At 68.7% G+C, this 19,204-nt stretch carries 13 protein-coding genes and 2 pseudogenes; 5 read left to right on the top strand and 10 right to left on the bottom strand.

Annotated features, from left to right (window positions below; all coding sequences use genetic code 11):
- Positions 1-1,558: 1,558 nt before the first annotated feature.
- Positions 1,559-3,274, top strand: a complete 1,716-nt coding sequence (locus AQI88_RS31345) for a protein-arginine deiminase family protein (protein ID WP_067005574.1) — start codon at positions 1,559-1,561, stop codon at positions 3,272-3,274.
- A 168-nt stretch (positions 3,275-3,442) separates the two neighbouring features.
- Here the strand turns inward: AQI88_RS31345 and AQI88_RS49160 are convergent.
- Together AQI88_RS49160 and AQI88_RS48615 are read right to left on the bottom strand one after the other, a co-directional pair.
- Positions 3,443-3,584: pseudogene (locus tag AQI88_RS49160) on the bottom strand (IS256 family transposase); the annotation flags it as partial.
- Entirely contained in the window at positions 3,554-3,676 is a 123-nt protein-coding gene (locus tag AQI88_RS48615; RefSeq protein ID WP_279616585.1) for a hypothetical protein, read from the bottom strand. The gene AQI88_RS48615 and the pseudogene AQI88_RS49160, both read right to left, overlap by 31 nt.
- Positions 3,677-4,007: 331 nt before the next feature.
- On the opposite strand from AQI88_RS48615, the gene AQI88_RS31340 reads away from it, so the two are divergent.
- Positions 4,008-4,445 carry a VOC family protein gene (locus tag AQI88_RS31340; RefSeq protein ID WP_067005572.1) on the top strand — a complete coding sequence of 146 codons (438 nt, stop codon included), beginning with the start codon at positions 4,008-4,010 and terminating at the stop codon, positions 4,443-4,445.
- A gap of 348 nt (positions 4,446-4,793) precedes the next feature.
- A complete protein-coding gene (locus tag AQI88_RS31335) occupies positions 4,794-5,420 on the top strand; it encodes an aminoacyl-tRNA deacylase (RefSeq protein WP_067005570.1) in 627 nt (208 codons plus the stop codon).
- Between the two features lie 269 nt (positions 5,421-5,689).
- On the opposite strand, the gene AQI88_RS31330 is transcribed toward AQI88_RS31335, so the two are convergent.
- The 6 genes from AQI88_RS31330 to AQI88_RS31305 all read right to left on the bottom strand — a co-directional run bounded on the left by AQI88_RS31330 (position 5,690) and on the right by AQI88_RS31305 (position 13,077).
- On the bottom strand, positions 5,690-6,595 hold the full coding sequence (locus AQI88_RS31330) for an NAD(P)-dependent oxidoreductase (protein ID WP_067005568.1): 906 nt from the start codon (positions 6,593-6,595) through the stop codon (positions 5,690-5,692).
- Positions 6,596-6,620: 25 nt separating this feature from the next.
- The gene (locus AQI88_RS31325) at positions 6,621-9,242 is read right to left on the bottom strand and encodes an aminotransferase class III-fold pyridoxal phosphate-dependent enzyme (protein WP_067005566.1); all 2,622 of its coding nucleotides are present in this window, start codon (positions 9,240-9,242) and stop codon (positions 6,621-6,623) included.
- Positions 9,243-9,263: 21 nt separating this feature from the next.
- Positions 9,264-10,307, bottom strand: coding sequence for a 3-oxoacyl-[acyl-carrier-protein] synthase III C-terminal domain-containing protein (locus tag AQI88_RS31320; protein WP_067005564.1), 1,044 nt, complete (start codon positions 10,305-10,307; stop codon positions 9,264-9,266).
- A gap of 125 nt (positions 10,308-10,432) precedes the next feature.
- Complete coding sequence (locus AQI88_RS31315) at positions 10,433-11,770, bottom strand: cytochrome P450 (RefSeq protein WP_067005562.1); 1,338 nt, start codon at positions 11,768-11,770, stop codon at positions 10,433-10,435.
- 60 nt (positions 11,771-11,830) lie between these two features.
- Positions 11,831-12,814, bottom strand: a complete 984-nt coding sequence (locus AQI88_RS31310; protein WP_067005560.1) for a ketoacyl-ACP synthase III — start codon at positions 12,812-12,814, stop codon at positions 11,831-11,833.
- Positions 12,811-13,077: an acyl carrier protein gene (locus AQI88_RS31305; protein ID WP_067005558.1), complete on the bottom strand. Its 267-nt coding sequence runs from the start codon at positions 13,075-13,077 to the stop codon at positions 12,811-12,813. The genes AQI88_RS31310 and AQI88_RS31305 overlap by 4 nt, the downstream gene beginning before the upstream one ends.
- Before the next feature lie 609 nt (positions 13,078-13,686).
- Here AQI88_RS31305 and AQI88_RS49280 point away from each other — a divergent pair.
- A pseudogene (locus tag AQI88_RS49280) lies at positions 13,687-13,752 on the top strand (TetR family transcriptional regulator); the annotation flags it as partial.
- Positions 13,753-13,764: 12 nt separating this feature from the next.
- Positions 13,765-14,316, top strand: a complete 552-nt coding sequence (locus tag AQI88_RS31300; RefSeq protein ID WP_244184412.1) for an SbtR family transcriptional regulator — start codon at positions 13,765-13,767, stop codon at positions 14,314-14,316.
- Between the two features lie 435 nt (positions 14,317-14,751).
- Here AQI88_RS31300 and amcB read toward each other — a convergent pair whose 3' ends face one another.
- Positions 14,752-15,855, bottom strand: a complete 1,104-nt coding sequence (amcB, locus tag AQI88_RS31295; RefSeq protein ID WP_067005556.1) for a cyclophane-forming radical SAM peptide maturase AmcB — start codon at positions 15,853-15,855, stop codon at positions 14,752-14,754.
- Positions 15,848-18,304, bottom strand: a complete 2,457-nt coding sequence (locus tag AQI88_RS31290; RefSeq protein ID WP_067005555.1) for a tetratricopeptide repeat protein — start codon at positions 18,302-18,304, stop codon at positions 15,848-15,850. The genes amcB and AQI88_RS31290 overlap by 8 nt, the downstream gene beginning before the upstream one ends.
- Between the last annotated feature and the right edge of the window lie 900 nt (positions 18,305-19,204).

Raw genomic sequence — 19,204 nt, 5'->3', positions numbered from 1 at the left:
ACCCGGAGCGGTTCACCGTGCCCCAGGATCCGGGCCTCGGCCCCCATCATCAGCCGCCACTGCCGCTCGTTCAGATGCGGGAACAACACTCCGAACCTGACAACGAGTTGACCGCTGAACTCATCGGAGACGCTCATATCACAACAACGAGCCGGATCACGGGAAGCAACACGTTGATTCTCTGCGAGCCCTTAGCCAGCCGACCTGAGGTGCGGCAGGGCAGGACGTCAGGCGCGGGCCCCGAACGTGAGTCCACGAAAATTAACGTGGGTGCGGATCCTTTCGAGGGAGGGCGTGGATCAGGCCCCGAGCGCACACCCCAGGTCAACAGTCCCGGCAAGAACTACAACTGCGCTCTCCGCAACGCACGTAATGTCCGGAACTAGCCGGTGCACTTCACACCGCTCCATTGTCGTGTGCGCACAGAACTCCCTAGCGTTCACCTCCGGTTACGGGGCAACGTGCCCTTGGCCACGAGAAGGGACCTCAATGTATCGGCTCAAACGGAGGATGGCATCGTATGGCAGGCGCTTCAGAGCGCCAGCTGTCGGCACCGCTTTGATCGCTGCGAGTTTTGCGCTCTCGGCGCCGCCCGCCTCGGCACACGTGGGTAACTACCCCACGTATCACTGGGACAGCTACAAGTGGAGCGCAAATGTACTCGTCGACTACGGCGAGTCCCAGGCCGTGACTCAATGCTCTAACGGTGTTATCTACCACGGCGCATGGGTCGGGAAGGGGTACTGGGCCTTCGGCTGGAATTGCGCTGACTACGGCGCAACGCTGGTCGATTGGTGGATTGACAGCCGCTGAAGCAGCAGCCTTACGGTCCATGATTGACAGCGGCAGACGGTGCGTGGCCCTGCCCCTTGACGCAATCGTTTTCGTCGACTGCTCCAACGGCACCCAGCGTCTGACTCCCCATAGCGCAGGTACCGCCAGCTACTGCCTCTGGCCCGCCCTGCTTGATTGCGGCCCTGGCCCTCACTGGCCAGGGCCGCCTCGCGTGGCCAGTGGTCTACTTCAGCTCACCAGAAAAATACCCGTCCCCGGCGCCTCCGGCGACGCAGCTGACCTGACGGGTCGGGGTTCATAGAAGGTGCCATCGCGGAGCATGGCGAACAGCACGTCGGCCCGTCGTCTTGCAAGGCAGACGAGGGCCTGGAGCGGGGTGAGCGGGCGGGTTGTGTGGGGCTTGGCCGGGGCGACCCTCGTTGGGCCCTGTCAACCCACGGGCCGGACCTTGCGACCGATTCTTCGACCGGCGCTCCCACCGGCCTGGTACCGAGGGTGGAGACGGCTTCCCCGGCGCTCCATCCAAGGGACTAGTCCACATTCAACCCACATTCAACCCGGAGCTTGACGAAATCGCGGAGGCGGGGCCGGAGAGTAGTGACCGTGAAAATCGACCGTCGTCCGCAACGCGGGCTGACGGCCGTCGGACGCGAGGGGGAGGCCCGCCAATATGACCACTCTGCACCGTCGGCAGCGCCGGCTGCTACGGACCACAAAACCAGCCTTGACCTGCGGAGCAGTGACCTTGGCCATCATCGCGTCAATGGCCGGCGAACTGACGGCCGCTGGGGCGAGCACGGCCTTACCGCCCGGCCCGCGGCTCACGGCCCCGCAAGGCACCGTCGTCTTACCGAATCTCGACGACGACTCCCGGCGCTGCACTCTGCGGCCGGGCGACCTGGACCGCCTCGACGTGGCCGTCGACGCGCGGCTGGCCGACTGCAATGACGCCGCGGACGACATCGTCAACGGGCCACGGGACATGGCGGATCTGACCCCGGTGCGGCTGTCCCCCATGAAGACGACGAGGCATGCCCGCGGCCGGGTCTTCGTACCGGCCGAGCAGGGAAGGTATGTACGGATCTTCGTGCGGCGCGGCGGCAAGTACGTATCGCTGGGCAGCGATGGGCAGCTGACCGCGTCGGAGCTACGGCATGGGGCGCAGCTGGCCGTCGAAGGCCGGGACATCGTGCGCGACCCGAAGCGGTGGGACGGCCGGATCTCACTGACGCTGACGGTCACCAAGGGCTCGGGGGCGCAAACGGCCCACCTCACACTGCATATCGCCCCCGTCCTGCTCCAGCACGATCTACAGCGCGCGCAGCAGGTGTTCGCGGCCGCCCCGGGCCCCGGCAAGGGCCAGCCGGTCGAGGTACCGGCCGCGACCCGGCAGCCCGGCCAGTGGCGGCAATTCGCTGACTCACTGCGCAAGGCGACCCGGGCAGCGGGAATGCCGGACCATCAACTGACCTTCCAAAAGGGCACTTCACAGTGGTGGCGGGACATCTGGCGCCAGGACATCGCCGAGCCCGCCTATGTCACCCGCCCCACACCCAACGGCCCGCACACCCTCCGTATCCTGCTGCGCTCACCCAACTACTGGGCATCGCACGACGGGCGCAGCGCAAGTCTCCGACGGGCCGGGCGGCTGCTGTTCCGGGATCTGCGCGGGCCAGATACCGGCGTCGTCCAGCAATACACGACGCACCGCGATCCGAACGTCGACGAGTTGCTGAACTTCACCGGCAACATCGAGTCGCTGCCGCCCTACGACGGCTTTCCGCACGGCCGCATCCTCTACGGCAGCAGCGTTCAACGCCGCCCCGACCCCTCGTTCATACGGATGCTGCGAGCCCAGAGGCAGCAGCCGCCGGTGGTGCTGGACACCTCATGGCTGGTGGTCGGGCACGCAGATGAGACCGTGCATGTCGTACGGGCAGACAACGCCCGCGGCTGGACCCTCGCGGTCTCCGATGCCCGGCTCGCCGTCGACCTGCTGCGGCGGGCACAGCGCGCGGGAGAGGGCGGACAGCGGTTGTTCGCCGGCACCGAGGCCGATATGAAGCCCACCATCGACGAGTACCTGCGGATGGACGCAACGCGCGGCGACAACGCGGACGCCGCCCGCCATCTCGACACGCAGCTGAAGGTTCTGCTCCGGGCGACCGGGCTGCGGCCACAGGACATCGTCCGCCTGCCGGTGCTCTACATCCGGGCCGAACCGGGTGACGGCTTGCCGCGCCGGTCCATAGCCGCCTCGCCCGCACTCGCCAACGGCCTCTCACTGTCCGCCCGCGACTACGCCGCTCCCGACCCGCATGGCCCCCGGGTCACCGGGCACGACCTCTTCCGGGAGGAAGCCGGCCGACGCCTGGCCGCACGGGGTGTCCGGGTGCGTTGGGTGGAGGACTTCTCCTGGGCGCACATGGTCGGCGGCGAGGTGCACTGCGCGACCAATGCGCTGCGGGAGGTGTCCTGAGGAGGGGGCCCGGAGCCGGGGCCCTGATCAGCGCACCCCCTCGGGGCCTGCGCACTCTACAAGCAGCGCAACGTGGTGGAACGGTGCTCCAAGCACTTGACGCAGTGGCGGTATCGGCACCCGTTACGACTGTGAGGATGGCGGAGCCGTCTCGGTGGTGGTTTGAGCTGAGTGCGCCTGCCCGAGCCGGACCTTCGGGTGCACGCTGTCGGCCCACACGTACACGGGTCCCGGTCCTGAACGTGGCATGGTCGTCCTGCCACTGCCTGGTCAGCCGGGTCACTGTCGCCGCCGACGGCCCGGCAGTTCCTCGGCGGCACCGCCGCCGAGGGCGAGCAGCAGTATCAGGCGGTGGGTGTCGGCATCCGTCGTGAGGGGCAGCAGGACGGCCAGCAAGGCCAAGGCGACCACTCCGCAGCGTAGACCAGGTACTCGGCGCGCAGGCCGAACAAGTCCGGAAAATGCCGCGGTGGCGGGTGCGCCGATTCACGGTGCCGCCAGAACGCACCCAGTAGGCCGTCCGGGGATCGGTGGCATGACGGCACGGTCGTGATCGGCAGTGCGAAGGTGAGCCAGCCCGATCGGGTGACTCAAGGCTGGTGTTGGCGCGGGTGTCTCGGCCCTTGGGGAGCAGGCGGATAGGTTAGCGGGGTCCGGCCGCTGAAAGCGGTGTCGACGAGGCCGAATCTCCGGTCCCCGCAGTCCAGTCGCAGCAGGGAGTGCCACCACCGGCATGGACGTTCTCTTCATCACGAGCGTGGCGGTGGTCGTCGCCGACCCGCCGCTGAGCCGCAAGCTGTTCATCGAGGCTCTTGGCCTCCCCCTGGAGGGGGAAGGCCACGGCTACTACTCCAGCGGGAGCGTCCCCGGCAGCAAACACTTCGGCCTGTGGCCGCTCTCGCAGGCAGCCGAGGCATGCTTCGGCACGGCCCAGTGGCCCGCCGACCGGGTGGTCCCGCAGGCATCGATCGAGTTCGAGGTGGCGAACGCGGAAGCCGTCACAGCCGCCGGTGCCGAGCTTCAGCGCGCGGGCTTCGACCTGGTGCACCAGGCCCGCACCGAACCGTGGGGCCAGACGGTGGCCAGACTTCTCACGGCGGACGGCTTGATCGTCGGGATCTCCTACGCCCCCTCCTTGCACGACTTGCAGGACGACCAGCACCCCGGGTGAGCCCGGCCCGAGACCGGTCAAGGCGACGCAGATCCCTGGCGTACTCCTGGCCAGGGACAGCCACCGTGACGTCTCCCCCGGGGGGCATGGTCGATCTGCCGGCGCGTCCACCAAGCCCACGCCCGTGCAAGCCAACACCACCGCCAAGCGGCCCTCCAACCATGAAGACGGCATCTCGCACTGCCCGCCACCGAGGGTGTTGGCACTCCGTGAAATCGGCCGCCCTTTCTCGTTTTCCTCAGCTCGTTGTGACTCATTCGAGGGGCCAGGGCCCATCGAGAGACAAGGCCGACTTCTGCTCCGCAAACAGCGATCAACTCCCGCCTTCCGCAAGGTAATCTCGGCGAGGTGAACGATCTCGCCTCCATTGGTCCGCCGGAGGTCCTCGCGGCGCTTGGCGCGTCCTTCCGGCTGCATGAGCACCCTGACGTGATCAGCCCCCTTGAGGTGTGCGCTGCGTTGGGTGTTCCACTGAAGCGGACCGTCAAGACCTTGGCATTCGTCACCTCCGAGGACCGTCTCCTGCTGGCGGCACTGCCCGGCCACGCACGGCTGCGGTACGGTGCCCTCGCCCGTGCGGCCGGGATCCGCCGCAACGACTTGTCCCCCGCCGATGCCGGGCGGCTCGCGCGGGCAGGGATGCAGCCGGGCGGGGTCTGCCCCGTGTCCGCAGACCGGGCTGCGGTGGTGGTGTTCGACGAGACCATCAGCAGCCTGGGACGTGTGCACTGCGGCAGCGGTCGGCCCGACCGCAGCATCGAGATCGACGCGGCGGAGCTCGTCGTCCGGCATGACACCAGGCCGGGCCCCGATGGAGCCGGTCGGGCGCAGGTCTCCCGGGTGCGTCCCTGTCGGGCTGTCACCCGACTGGCCTCGAGTCGTCCGGGAGTGCCTGCCCATGGGCATCGATCGGTGGGGGTAGCGTCCGCAGCCGTTCCGACAGGTCGGTTGTGGCTGTGCTGCCGTGAGGAGTGAGCATGCCGGTCAGCCGGGAGAGCCGTGTCCTGGCTGTGGAACGGAGAGCCGGGCTGGGGCGACGTTGTCGAGGACATCATGTGCTCGCTGAGCAGCGTCCTGCGGGGCGTCGGATGCCTCGGTCTGCGCGAGCGACCAGCGAAGCAGCGGCCCAGCCGGCAGCGGCGCTGGTGCATGCCGCGAGCGAGGTCTCGGCGCGGGTCCGAGCACCGGCCGTGCGGCCGGGCGCAAGATGGGCCTCGGCTTGGTGCAGGGCGAGTTCGGCAGCGTCAAAGACGTCCCTGAGCGCCTGCGCCGAAGATCTTGGTCTGGGCGGTGAAGCCGAGCTCTCCCAGACCGGCCTGCTCGGCTGCCGTCATGTTTTCGATGGCCGCGGCGAGGACGCGCCCGTCGTAGCCGTCTTCCCGCAGAACGGCCAGGGCGACGCGTGCTCCTTCGGCGTGGGTCGTGAGGGTCGCCTGGTCCGTCTCGTGCTTTCCGCTCATGATCGCCGCGGTGACGTCCCCGACCTCGTTGCGGAGGACTTCGATGGCCATCGCGGTGAGTTCGTCCACGACGGCGGCGGGAATCCCTTTTCGCAGTACGTAGGTTGCTGCTTCGATGTAGGCGGTCATCGCGGTCATGAAGAACTCTCCGACCAGTGCGACGTTCAGCAGGTTCGCGGCAGACGGCTGTTCGGCAACGTGGCGCGAGGCGCCGGCCAGGCTCATGAGGGTCTGTTCGTGTTCCGTCCAGGGGGCGGACGGGCCCGAGTAGAGGATCGCCGCCTCGGGGGAGCCGATGTGCTGGGGGTAGCACAGGATGACGCCGTCCAGGTATGCGGAGCCGCGCGTCTCGGCCCACTGCTGTGTCTGCTCGGCCTGGCCCGGGGAGCCGCTGCCGAGGACGGCGAGGGTTCTCCCGTGCCAGTCGGCGACGGGTTCGAGCACGCTCAGCGTGGCTTCGTAGGTTGCCAGGCAGGCGATGACCAGGCGCGACGAGCCCACCGCTTCGGTGACTGAGTCCGCCGGGGTGATGGCGTCGCCGGCCAGTGCGTGTGCGCGCTGGGGGGTGCGGTTCCAGACGGTGACCGAGCGTCCGCTTGTCGCCAGTGCGCGGGCGAGAGCGGAGCCCATCAGTCCGCAGCCGATGACCGCGACATCGTGGGTGTGGGATGAACCGTTGGTGTGTGCCACTGCAGCCTCCGTAAGGGTGTGGGGGTCAGGTGACGAAGAGGCCGTCGGCGAGCATGTCGTCAAGGCTCTCTTCGAAGGCGTGCGCGATCTGGTCCAGGTTCTCGGTGGTGTGTGCCGCGCTGAGCAGGAATGCGTGCAGCTCCGGCAGGTGAATCTTGTGCTTGCGCATGTAGTAGGCGAGCGCGATGGTGGCCTTGAAGTTGCTGCCCGCCATGCGTTCTCGGTAGAGCCCTGCTTCGCGGTGGCTGAAGTTGAGGGAGAAGAACGTGTTGCGGGCGCTGAGCCTGCAGGCGATGTCGCGCCCTTGGGTTGCCTCGCGCATCATGGCGGCCAGCCGTTGGGTGTTGTCTTCCAGCTGGGTGTAGATGTGGGGGTTCTCGTCGAGGTGCCGCAGGGTTGCCACGCCTGCCGCGCAGGTCAGCGAGTTGCCGCTGAAGGTTCCGCCTGCGAAGACCTTGTTCTCGTAGTCGTAGAACGGGTCCTGGGAACTCTTCGCCATGTCGATCAGGTCGGTGCGGCCTACGACCGCGCCGCACGGCAGCCCTCCGCCGATCACTTTCCCGAGGCAGGTGAGGTCGGGATGGACGTCGGCGATGATCTGCGCGCCGCCGTATGCGGCGCGGAAGCCGCTGACGACTTCGTCGAAGACGAGCGGGATGCCCAGTTCGGTGCACAGCGCCCGCAGCTCGGTGAGGAAGGGCACGTCGAGGCAGACGAGCGAGGTGGGCATCGGTTCCAGAACGACGCAGGCCAGGTCGTCGGCGTGCTCGCGCAGGCGTGCCAGGCCGGGCATGTCGCCGTACTGGAGGACCAGCGTGCCGTCGACGGCGCCGGGGGCGGTGCCGAGGCATCCGGCGATGGGGGTCGGGCGGGCCCGGTCGCCGGAGAAGCGAAACCAGGAGCTGACCATGCCCTGATCGGAGAAACCGTGGTAGTGGCCTTCGAACTTGGCGACCACGCTACGGCGCCGGTAGCCGCGGCACATCCGGATGGCCAGCAGGACGGCTTCGGTGCCCGAGTTGCACAGCAGCGCTTTGTCCGCGGTGGGGAACGCGGAGACGAGCCGTTCGGCAAGTTCGACCTCGTGGGTGTTTCCGATGCCGTTGACCAGTCCGCGGCCGGCGGCTTCGCGGATCGCCGCGGTGACGACCGGATGCGCGTAGCCGAGCAGGTGGGGACCGTATCCACCGTGGAGGTCGATGTATTCGTTGCCGTCGAAGTCACGCAGACGGCCGCCGGAGGCTTCCCGGACGAAGACGGGGAAGACGCTGGGGAAGAAGTAGCGGTCGGCGTGCGTGGGGGCCACCAGTGTCTGGCGGGCGCGGTCGCGCAGGTTCAGTGAGGCAGGCATCTGCCGGGTGAAGGCTTGGGTGAACCGGTCTTCCACTTCCGTGCTCATGTACGGCGAATACCGGTCGGTGAACTTCCGCGCGTTGCCCCAGATGTCCATGTCGGGGTCCAGTTGGGCGGCGAAGCCCTCGCCGGACAGGAACACCAGCTCGACCTTGGTGAAGTTGGTGGTGTAGCGCGCACGGTAGCGGCGCAGCACCTTGTTCACGTCGTTGAAGTAGGCGATCGTCGACCACCGGGTGGAGCTGAGGTCGAAGTGGTGGCGCAGCACTTGGGCCATCTGCTCGTCGTATTCCGCGCGGCGGGCGGCCAGTTCGGGCCCGGCTTCCACGAAGTGGCGGGTGAAGCGGTCGACGGCGATGTCCCACTCCTTGCGGCTGCAGGCGTAGTAGAAGGAGGACAGGCCCCACTTCTCGTCCTCGCTCAGCTCCACGGTGATGCCGAAGTCGAGGAGGATCAGCTCGCCGCCGGGGGTGAACATGATGTTGCCCGGGTGCGGGTCGCCGTGGCTGATCCCGTGCATGTAGAGCATGGTGTAGACGACGTCCTGCAGCCGCTGTGCCAGGCGCTCGCGGGGGAAGGCGACGTCCTCGGCGCGGGTGCCGGGGATGCCGTCCATGAAGTCCATGACGAGCATCCGGTCGGTGACCAGCTCGGTCAGCACGGTGGGAACCCGCACATAGGAGTGCTGGGCGAAGTTGGCGTGGATGCGCTGCTGCTGGTGTGCCTCGTTCTTCATGTCGGCCTGCGGGCGCAGCAGCCGGGCGACCTCGTCGAAGCGCTTGGGCAGTTCCAGTTCCCGTACCTTGGGCACACAGCGGTGCACCAGCCGCAGCAGCGCACTCAGCGAGCGAAGGCTTTCCTCGATCTGTTCGGGGACGCCGTCCTTGACCAGCTTCACCGCCACCTTGCGCCCGTCGCGCAGCTCGGCGCAGTGCACTTGTGCCACCGATGCGCTGGCCACCGGCTGCATCCGGAAGGTGCGGAAGGTGTCGTCCAGCGGTCCGCCCAGTTCCCGCTCGACCGCTCTGCGTACCGCGCTCGGCGCCATGTACGGGGCTTGGTCCTGCAGAACCCGCAGCGTGGTGACCCACTCCGGTGGCAGCAGATCCGACCGGGTGGCGGCGATCTGGCCCAGCTTGATGTAGATCGGGCCCATCCGGGTCAGGAACGACAGGATGGACGTGGCCCGGCGCCGGTCACGGGTCGTCGCATCGCGCCCGCGCAGCGATGTGACCCCGTACCGCGCCGCGCCCCAGGCGGCGAAAGACGCTGCCTTGACGAGATGTGTGAGCATGCGTGGACTCCTGATCGGCTGTCAGAGGACGAAGGTGAAGGCGCCGAAGGACATGCCGGCGCTTCCTACCCAGCCGACGGCAAGCTGGCCAGGCCGTAGTCGGCCCTCGGCGACGGCGGATGCGATGGCCGCGGGCACCGACGCCGACACCACGTTGCCCATCCGGTCGTAGACGTGGTGGATCACGGCTCCGAGTCCGGCCTGGTCGGCCATCGTCTGCCACTCGCGTCTGCTCGATGCGTGCGTGAACAGCGCGGCCACCTCAGTGGTTGGCGGGTCGAGTTGCCGCAACACCGCATGTACCTCGCCTCTGCCGACCCGGTGCATTTCGAAGCCGAAGGAGGTGAAGACGCCAACGCCGTTGCGGGCCAGCTTGTCGGAGGGTTCGCAGTAGCCGTCGTAGCCGTCGAGGGTGACGTTGCACAGCGGCGCGAGATCCGGACGCGAGATGAAACGGAACTGCCACGGCTCGCTGTCTTCTGCGGTGAGGACGGTGGCGGTGGCCGCCTCGCCGAGCGTGTAGGCGGGCAGGGTGTATTCCAGTTGTTCGATCCGGTCCAGCCGGAACAGGTGAGGGACGACCGGGCCGCCGGGACGCAGGTTGAACTCCGCGTTCACGATCAGGGCGGTGCGGAACGGGCCGGTGCGGAACAGGGATTCGGCGACCTGGACGGCTCTGGTCCAGCTCATGCAGGCGTCGATGATGTCGAAGCAGTGCGCACGGTCGAGGCCGAGGGCGTGGGCAGCGTGATAGGCACCCCCGGGTTCGAGGAAGCCACGGCCGATCCCGGTGTAGATCAGGACGTCGACCTGGTCGGCCGTGATGCCGGCCTGGTCCAGGGCGGAGTGCGCCGCGGTGCGCAGCAGGTCGATGGGGCGCTCGCCGACATCCAGCCAGTACCGGGTGGCTGACCCGCTGTAGCGCAGGAAGGCGCCGATCCTGCCCAGGGCGTGGTCCAGGTCTCCGGTGAAGTGACCGGCGCTGTGCTTGCCGATCAGCTCCGTGATGTCGGCGTTGGTGACCTGGCGGGAGGGAAGGGCGCAGGAGACCGCGCGGAGTTTCATGGCACTCAGCTCATTCGCTCTGGGAAGGATCAGGGACGCTTACGGGGCAGTCGACTGATCGGCTACGGGATGTGCGGTGTCGCGGTCACCGGTACGGTTGATTCCCCCCGTTGCCGGTCCCGGCCTTACTGTTCTGTCCTGGGCAGTGGCCGGAGGATGATCCGCGCACCGCCCGCGGGTGAGATGGTGACGCTCTTGCAGACCGCCGCCTCCGGCTTCGGCCGGTCCGTGGTGACCGAACGCCGTGACAGCACCACCCGCAGCACCTCGGCGGACTGCATGACCGACAGATGGGCGCCGATACAGCGCCGCGCACCACCGCCGAACGGAATGAAGGCGTGCGGCGGGATGTCTTCGTGGAGGAAGCGTTCGGGCCTGAACACCTCCGGCTGCCGGTAGTGCGCCGGGTCCCTGTGCACGACCCCGATCATCGGCATCAGCGTGACCCCCTTCCGCACCCGGAAGTCCCCCAGCTCGATGTCCTCGGCCAGTGTCCAGATAGACTCGAAGATCCCCGTACGCCGCCGCATCGACTCCTTGACGACCGCCTCCAGATAGGTACTGTCACCAGCGAGCGCGGCCCGCGCGGCATGCTGTGCCACAGCGGGGTGGCGGGCCAGTTCGTGCAGTGCCCAGGCCAGCGCGGTGGCGGTGGGCTCGCGCCCCGCGAACAGCAGCGTGACCGCCTGGTCACGAACCTGGACAGGACTCAGCCCCTCCGTGCCGTCTCCGGCGCTGATCAGCCGGGACAGGATGTCGGTGCGCTGCCCCAGATCCGGAGCAGACCTGCGCTCCTCGATCGTCTCGTAGATCAGCGTGTCGATCCGGGCCAGCAGATTCGACGCTCGCCGCCACGGCCCGACGCGCCGCGCGCGGGTGCTGTTGAGCCCCATCAGCACCGCGAGGTCCGTCATCGGCAGCCGCTCCAGCAGACCGCGCAGCTCACCGGAACGCACATCACGGCCAGGACCGAAGATCACCCGCCAGATGATGTCCAGACTCAGCTTACGCATCCGCTCCAGACTCTTGAAAGGACGACCGACGGGCCACGTCTCCACGTCGCGCTCAGTCAGCTCACGCACCGTGTCCTGGTAGCCGCGCACGGCGGCTTTCCCGAACATCGGCATCATCAGCTTGCGCAGCCGCCGGTGCTCCTCGCCGTCGCACGTCAAGAGCCCGTGCTTCCCGAACACCGGGGCAAGAATCCGGTTGCCCTCGCCCGAATGGAACCTCTCCGCCGGGGAGGCGAACATGGCCGCGATGTGATCGGCATCGTTGATGAGGACCACGCGGCCCCAGGGGAAGACCTTCAGGGCGACCACGTCACCGTACTTCTCGCGCAAACGCTCCGCCCATGCCTGACGCCACCACGTGAAGATCGCTGTCTGTACCGGGCCCGGCAGGCGTGGCCCGGGCGGGGCCGGTAGCGGGGCGCTACCGCTGTCGGCAGTTCTGATCAGCATGGTGCTCCGTCTCCTTCTGCCTGGCTGGGAAAGGCGGGGCTGCACAGCCTGGGCAGCGTTTCAGGGGATGCGGACGGCTTGTCCGGCATAGGCCAGCCCGGCGCCGAATCCGACCAGCACGGCCCACTGGCCGCTCGGCACGCGCCCGGTGTCCAGCAGCCGGTGGAGGGCAAGGGGCACGGATGCGGAACTGGTGTTGCCGGTGAACCGTACGTCGTCGGCGACCACGACCTTCTCCGGCAGACCGAGCCCCTTGGCGACACGCTGGATCAGCTTCCAGTTCGCCTGATGCGGGACGAACGCGGCCACGTCGTTCCAGCCGATCCCGGTCACCGACAGCACCTCGCGTACAACGGCGGGCACGGTGGAGCACGCCCAGCGGGTGATCGCCAGGCCGTCCATCCGCAGTGCGGGCATCGCGGAGACGGCGGGGGCAGCCCCCAAGACGTCGGGCCGCACTTCCAGCGCCGCCGCCCGCTCACCGGCCGATCCCCACACCACCGGGCCCACGCCGGCAGGGCCGTCCGTGGCGGTGACCACCATCGCCCCCGCGCCGTCGGCGAAGACGGGGGCAGTGGCCCTGTCAGCGGCATCGACCAGGTCCAGCATGCGATCCGCACCGGCGACCAGGACGGTGGTGCAACTACCGGCCGCGATCAGTGACCTGGCCACGTTCAGGGCGTAACAGAAGCCCGCGCAGGCGATGTTCACGTCGAACGCGGCGACGTTCAGGCCGAGTCCCGAGGCCACCTGAGGGGCGATGGACGGACAGGGCTGCGGGTTGGTGGAGGTCGCCACGACCAAGGCGTCGATGCTGTCGGGCGGCATGTGCGCGCTGTCCAGCGCCTGCTGGGCGGCGGCAAGGGCCATGCGGGCCACCGATTCGGCCGGTGTGGCCACGCACCGGGTCTCCACGCCGGTCCGCGACAGAATCCACTCCCGGCTCTCCCCCAGGGATACGGCGACGTTGTGCGAGTCCACTGGTACGGGGCGGTAGGCGCCCACGCCCGCGACGCGGCAGGGCCGCACCGCCAGGGTGCTCACGTACCGCTTCCCGTCTTGTGGCCGGCCACGAACTCCAGGACCTTGCGCGGCGTGGTGAGGGCGGCTGCCTGGGCGTCGCTGATGTCGATCAGGTAAGTGTCGCTGATCACGGTCACCAGCTCTGCTCTGGCCAGCGAGTCCACTTCCAGGTCATCGAACGTGCGGTCCTGCGCTTCCCGCGGCAGGGTGATCCGCTTGTCGGGCGAGGCGTCGTTGCCGTACACGATGGTCGTCAACATCTGTTCCAGCTCAGTGGGGGTCATGGTGTTTCCCTTCGATGCGACTACGGGGAGATCGCGCCGGCCGGACTTCCACGAACTGCCGAAGCCCCAGGAGGCTATGGCGGACTCGTGGTCGAGGTCTGGGAGCGGGGAGCGGGTGACGCTTCATTGCTCGGTTTCGTGTGGAGGCGCGTATGCCCCGGAGGTAGTGGGATCTTGCTCTACTCGGAGTCCGGATAATCCCCCTCGAGAGCGACTACTGGGGTGTTAGGGCGTGAAATGATAATTAACGTGCAATATGCGCCTCTGGTGTGCGCCCCTTGATTCTCGACGACTGCGCGGCCCCTTCATCGGCCTGCGTGCGGCGCGGCTTCGGCCTCTCGCCCTCGGCTGCGGACGGGATCCCGCGGACGTGTTCGCTCAACCACTGCTGCACAGTGATGAGCTTGTCCCAGCCAAGCCGCGCCGAGCGCAGCCACTCCCCCGTCCTCTCCCTGCTGCACGACGGGGCCCGGCTCGGCGGCGGGTTCATCGACCGCTTTGCGGCGGTGTGGCTTGCGGATCCAGACCGCCGTCACCTGTGGCTCGCTGAGCGTGATGGGCAAGCGAGTGGTGAACGCACTCGTCTGACCGCCGACGGCCCCAGCGACGATCGCCCGCCGGGCGGGGGTCGGGCCGGGCGCCGTCCACCGCCACTTCCCCACCAAAGAGGCGCTGTTCGAGGCAGTCGTGCGTGAGCACCTGGAGCAACTGACGCTCGACGTCCGCGCCGCCTTGGCCGACCCGGAGGCCGGACCGGCGTTCTTCGCCTTCCCCGCCCGGATGACCACTGAGGCCGATGCGAAGCAGGATCTGACCGAAGCCATCACGGCGGCGGGCGGCCCCATGGGCGCCGCAGCCGAGGAACTGGCGGCACAGCTGCGCGAGTTGTTCGGCGCGCTCCTGACCCACGCCCAACAGGCGGCGGCAGTGCGCGATGACGTGGACGCGGCCGACGTTCAGGCCATTGTCGTGGCCGCGCTGGCGGCCGGCCGCCTGCGCGGCGCAAATGACCGGCCGGAGAGGCTGGCGGAGGTCGTCTTCGACTGCCTGCTCCCTCGCCACGGTTGGGCCGATAGCGGACGCGCCATAGCCAATTTGATCTCACGATCACGTGGTCGGGCGCTGGCAGCCGCTCCAAGTGCTGTCCCGCACACGCTGGCAGGCCGCGCACCAGGTGCCGAGCGGGATACTCGCGAGACTCCGACGTGGCGGCTGTGGCAGCCTGCGGACATGCCATAGCTGCGCGTTCATGCAGGCCGTTATGACGCCGTCCAATGCCACTACGCCTTGCCGGACGACGCGTGGTGTGTGGAGCTGAGCGAGGCTGTCCCGGCGCCGGCCGCGTGGGCTGAGATTCCCGACGCACAAACGCACCTGCCTGGAGTTGCCTTCCGGCCTGCGGCCCCGTAAAGCCGTTCCGCAAGGACACCGTCCTGATCGGGGTCGCAGACCATCGCAAGATCATTGCGGAACACGCCGTGGTTGTCCCGGCGACCTCGCGTCGCCGGGGTAGCCGCGAGGGCTTAGCCGTTAGGGGGGTCGATGCAGGCGGAGAGGAGAACATCGGCCCGGAATTCCACCCCGGGGGGAGGAGGGCACGACGCGCGCCGGTCAGGGGCCGCGACGAGCTCCGACAACTCGTCCCGGTGGGCTTCGACGAATGCGGACAGGGTTTCAGGCTCCTCGGGCTTCTCGGACACCGCGCATCAGTCCCTTCATGAGTCGTTTTTTGCTGTTGCGGCAGTACGTCGTCTCAGTGACGTCGAACCGTCCGGTCTCGAAGTACTTGTTGGCGGGTTGCCCGCCGAAACAGTAGGCATAGTGGTCGCAGGCGGTCCGGCACGCCTCAATCCCGTCCAGAACCTCTTCCACCCATCCGGACTCCGCAGCGCGCTCCAGGATTTCCGTGAGTTCTGCGTCGGCCACGTTGCCCACGGTGAACGCGCCGAGCCTCGGAGAGGAGAACCCCAGCAGGTCCGGCCCGAACATGGTCACGTCGCCGTTCCAGCCGATCATGGGCAAGGGGTCGCGGGGTGCCATGGCCCTTTCTCGGGCCCGCCCGTCCAACTCCGCAGCGACGTAGCGGAGTGCATGGTCGAACTCGCGTATCCGGAGCCGCTGGTCCTTCCTCCAGTGGACGGCGAGAGCGGACCAGAAGGCGGTGACCCGCTCGTCGTCCACCGACGCCTGGGCACGGGTGCCTTTGCGTTCGACGATGTTGATGCCGAGCGAGTGGCACCCGAGCGCGGAGAACCAGTCGTACAGCTCGCCGGCGCGGTCCGGGTCGGGGTCTTGGACCACTGCGATCGCCCCGAAGGGAAGGTGATGGCGGCGCAGTGCCGCGATGCCGCGGAGCGCACGGTCGAGGCTCTCGCCGCCGCCGCGAGTGACGCGGTCGCGGTTGAACGGCTCGGGGCCGTCGAGGCTGACCGTCACCCCGACCCGGTGGCGGATGAAGACCTCACACCACGCGTCGTCGATGAGCGTGCCGTTGGTCTGCACCGCGTGGCCGACTCGGTGCAGACCTGCCCGGAATCGACCGAGGAGTTCCACGAAGCCCGGGACACCGAGGACGAGCGGCTCTCCGCCGTGCCACACCACGTGCACCGGATGTGCGTCGGACCAGACCGACACCGCCCGTGCGACGGCGTCGGCCACGTCGACCGACATCCGGCGGAAGACGGCCCGTTGGGGAAGGTAGCAGTACGAGCAGTCGAGGTTGCACAGGGTGACGGGTTGGAGGAAAACCACCGACGCGGTCGACGCCAGCTCACCCACGGGAACCCTCCTGACTGCCCCCGCCGGACGCCAGGGCCCGTCCGGCGTGGCCCATCCGTCGTGTGACCGCGTCCGCAGCGTCCTCGGCTCCGGCCTCCCGGTACAGCGCGACCGCCTCCTGCCATGCCTGTCGTGCGTCCTCCAGAGCCCCCGTCCCCTCCGCCGCAGCGGCATACAGGTCGAGTGAGCGGGCCTGACCGTAGGGGTCGCGGAAGAGGTCACGGAACAACGCCAGCGCCCGCCCGTGACACTCGGCAGCCTGCTCGTTCCTGCCCGCCTGACGCAGGGTGCCTCCCAGGTCATTGAGCACCACGGCCTCGCGATAGTGTTCCCGGTGCCGTCTGACCAGGCTCAGTGCCTCGGTATGTTGCTCGAGCGCTTCCGCCGTCCGGCCCATCGCACGCAGGGTCAGGGCGAGGTCGTTGCAGGCGGTGGCAACGCGCTCGGCCTGGCCGAGCGGCCGGAACAGGGCGATGGCTCGCCGATGGTCCCGGCACGACGCCTCGAACTGCCCGAGTCCTCGCCGGGCGCGGCCCCGGTTGTTGGTGGCGATGGCTTCGGGAATCGTGTCGCCGAGGAGCTGGAACCCGTCCTGGGCCGAGTCGAGATGGTGGAGTGCCTCGGCGAAGCGTCCTGTCTTGAGGTACACGATCCCGATTCCGTTCTGGGCCAGGGCCGCGGTGCTCAGCACCCCCGCCTCCCGCAACAGCGTGCCGGCCTCCTGGAACATGGTGAGGGCGAGGTCGTAGCTCCGGGCCTCCAGCAACGCGTTGCCCAGGTTGTACTTTGCCCTGCCCTCTCCTCGTGGAGAGCCGAGACCCCCATAGGTCTCCAGGGCCCGCCGGTGCGCTGCGACGGCCTCGTCGAGCCGTCGCAGCTGGCGCATGGCGATGCCAAGGTTGTCGTACGCCAGCGCCTCGTGCTCCTGGTCGTGCAGGAGACGGGCGCCCTGGACGGCGTAGCGGTACACGACGGCCGCGTCGTCGAAGTGACGCCGCCAGCCGAGGTAGTGGTACAGGCTCAGGGCCAAGCGCACCGCAGGTTCGGCATGGGCCGGATCGACTGCCCACTGGGCGGCGGCCACGAGCCCGGCGCGTTCCGTGTCCAGCCAGCCGAGGGCCTCGTCCCGGTCGACGAAGCCGCTGCGCCGTGCAGGGGGCGCGGCGGGCTTGAGGTGAGCACCGCTGTCGGTGACGCGCTCCTGGTAGCGGCTCAGCAGCCGGTCGCGCGCCGCGTGTGCGTCCGCCGTCAGCGAGGCGTCCTCCATGGTCCGGGCGATTCCGTAGGCGCGGACCAGATCGTGCATGCGCCACCGGTGGCGCATGCTGCCGGCCTCGATCAGATGGGCCCTGACGAGCACGTCGACGTCGCGCGGCGACGGTTCCGCACCACCGAGCGCTGTGAGAGCCTCCGTCCCGGCCTCCGGGCCGGGCGCGAGGGCCAGCAGCCGGAACAGCCGTGCCGGGCCGGAGCCCAGCCGGTTGTAGGACATGTCGAAGGTCGCCCGGATCGCCCGCTCGCCGTCGTGCAGGTTGTCGATGAGATCGGCCGCGTCGGCGAGTTCGTCCGCGAGCTCCGCCACCGGCTTGCCCGGATCGTTGACGAGGAGTGCGGCGGCAATGTGCAGCGCGAGCGGGAGATGCCCACACAGGGCGCCGAGCCGTCGCGCGTCGTCGGGTTCCCGCGCGATGCGTGTGTCGGCGGGGTCGCCGGTCGTGAGCGCCGTGACCAGCACCTCGACGCCGTGTTCGGCCGGAAGCACCCCGAGATGCAGCACGTGGGCGCCGAGCTGGGAGAGGGTGTCGCGTGAGGTCACCAGCACCCGATGGCACGGATGGCCCGGCAGCAGGTGCCGTACCTGCGAGGGGTGGGAGGCGTTGTCAACGACGATGAGGAGGGCTCCGCGTTCCTCGGCCGTCTCGGCCAGCACGGAGCGGTAGAGTCCGGCCCGCGCGTCGGCGCTCGCCGGGATGTGCCCGGCCGGTACTCCCAGGGCACGCAGCAGCTGCTCCAACGCCTGCTCCGGAGCCAGCGGCTCGTCGTCGTACCCGTGGAGGTCCAGGAAGACCACTCCGGCCGGGAAGAGCCCCTGGTCCTGCGCCGCGTGCGCCGCCTGGAGGGCGAGAGCGGTTTTCCCGACGCCGCCCAGTCCGGCGACGGCGGATATGAGGACCGTTCCGTGGGAGCGCGCGGCGGGCTCGAGAATGCCCAGCAGGGTGCGGAGTTCGTCGTGGCGGCCGACGAAGCCGCGTAACGGGCCGGGCAGCGACCGCAGTGCACGGCGGCCGAACGTCGTGTGGTGGTGGTGCTCCACCTTGCCCACCACGTCGCCGTGGAACTGTCCCGCGCGGAAGTCGAGCAGATCCGCTGCGACAGTGGTGCCGACGCGATGTTCCCCGCGCTGGTCGGCGTCGTCGCTCCCGGGGGCCGCATTCGTACTGTCCCGCATGGTTCCATCATGGAGGGGCTCGTGCCGAAGCGATACGGTTTGGCCCCAAGTGGAGGCGGTATTAAGGCAATTGGCGGGGAGAGAGCTCAGCGGGATGGAGGCGAGCAGCTCCGTGACCGGTTTCCGAGCCACCCCTGCAGCTCGAACAGGGTCGTCATCGGTTCCGTCCTCGGAAACGCGCTTGGCACGGTGGCCGAACAGGAACCCCACCTACAACTCGGCTTGTCCCACACCTCGTCGGCGATGACACGGGGGTTGGGACCCAGCAGCGCGCGGATGCTTCGGGGCGTCTCCAGGCGCGCCCGGGATCGAACCGGCGTGGAATCCACTCCCTTCCTGAAGGTCACGGAAGAACGCGCGGCCTACGGTGAGCGCACTGTCCTTGGCGGAGGGTGACATCGGGCTCCGAACACGCCCCGGGTGGCGGTGCGTTCGACGTAGCCGCCGATCCGCATCCGGTCTACCGCTGCCACCCAGGCCGCACAGGTCGCCCTCGTCCACTGAGCGGGCCCGGTGATCTGCGGGTGATCGGCGGCCGGCCACCGGCCCATGCGGGCGAGATCCTGGCGGCAAGCCAGGTGGACGTTGCGACTGAATGTGGGGGTGTCGAACCACCGGCGGGCCATCTCGGCCCATGGCGCGGGCGCATCCGTCCGCCGCTGGGCCCGCAGACCCGCAGCCGCGTCTCATCACGCGCGACGGACGAGGCACACTGCCCCAGCGCCGCCGACGCGCCGGCAACGCCGCGTCCGTGTCCGCCGGCAACAGATTGCGGCTGAGGAGCATCGCGTGCGCGATCAGCGTGCGCACCGATCGATTGCCCGCCGCCTCAAGGCGGTAGCCCCAGCCGCGCAGCACGCCGAAGACGGTGTCGTCCTCCTGCCCCACAGCCTTGCGGCA

The organism is Streptomyces cellostaticus (assembly GCF_001513965.1).
GTDB lineage: Bacteria > Actinomycetota > Actinomycetes > Streptomycetales > Streptomycetaceae > Streptomyces > Streptomyces cellostaticus.
The sequence above is the reverse complement of the archived record's forward strand: the minus strand, read 5'-3'. Positions and strand labels throughout refer to the sequence as shown.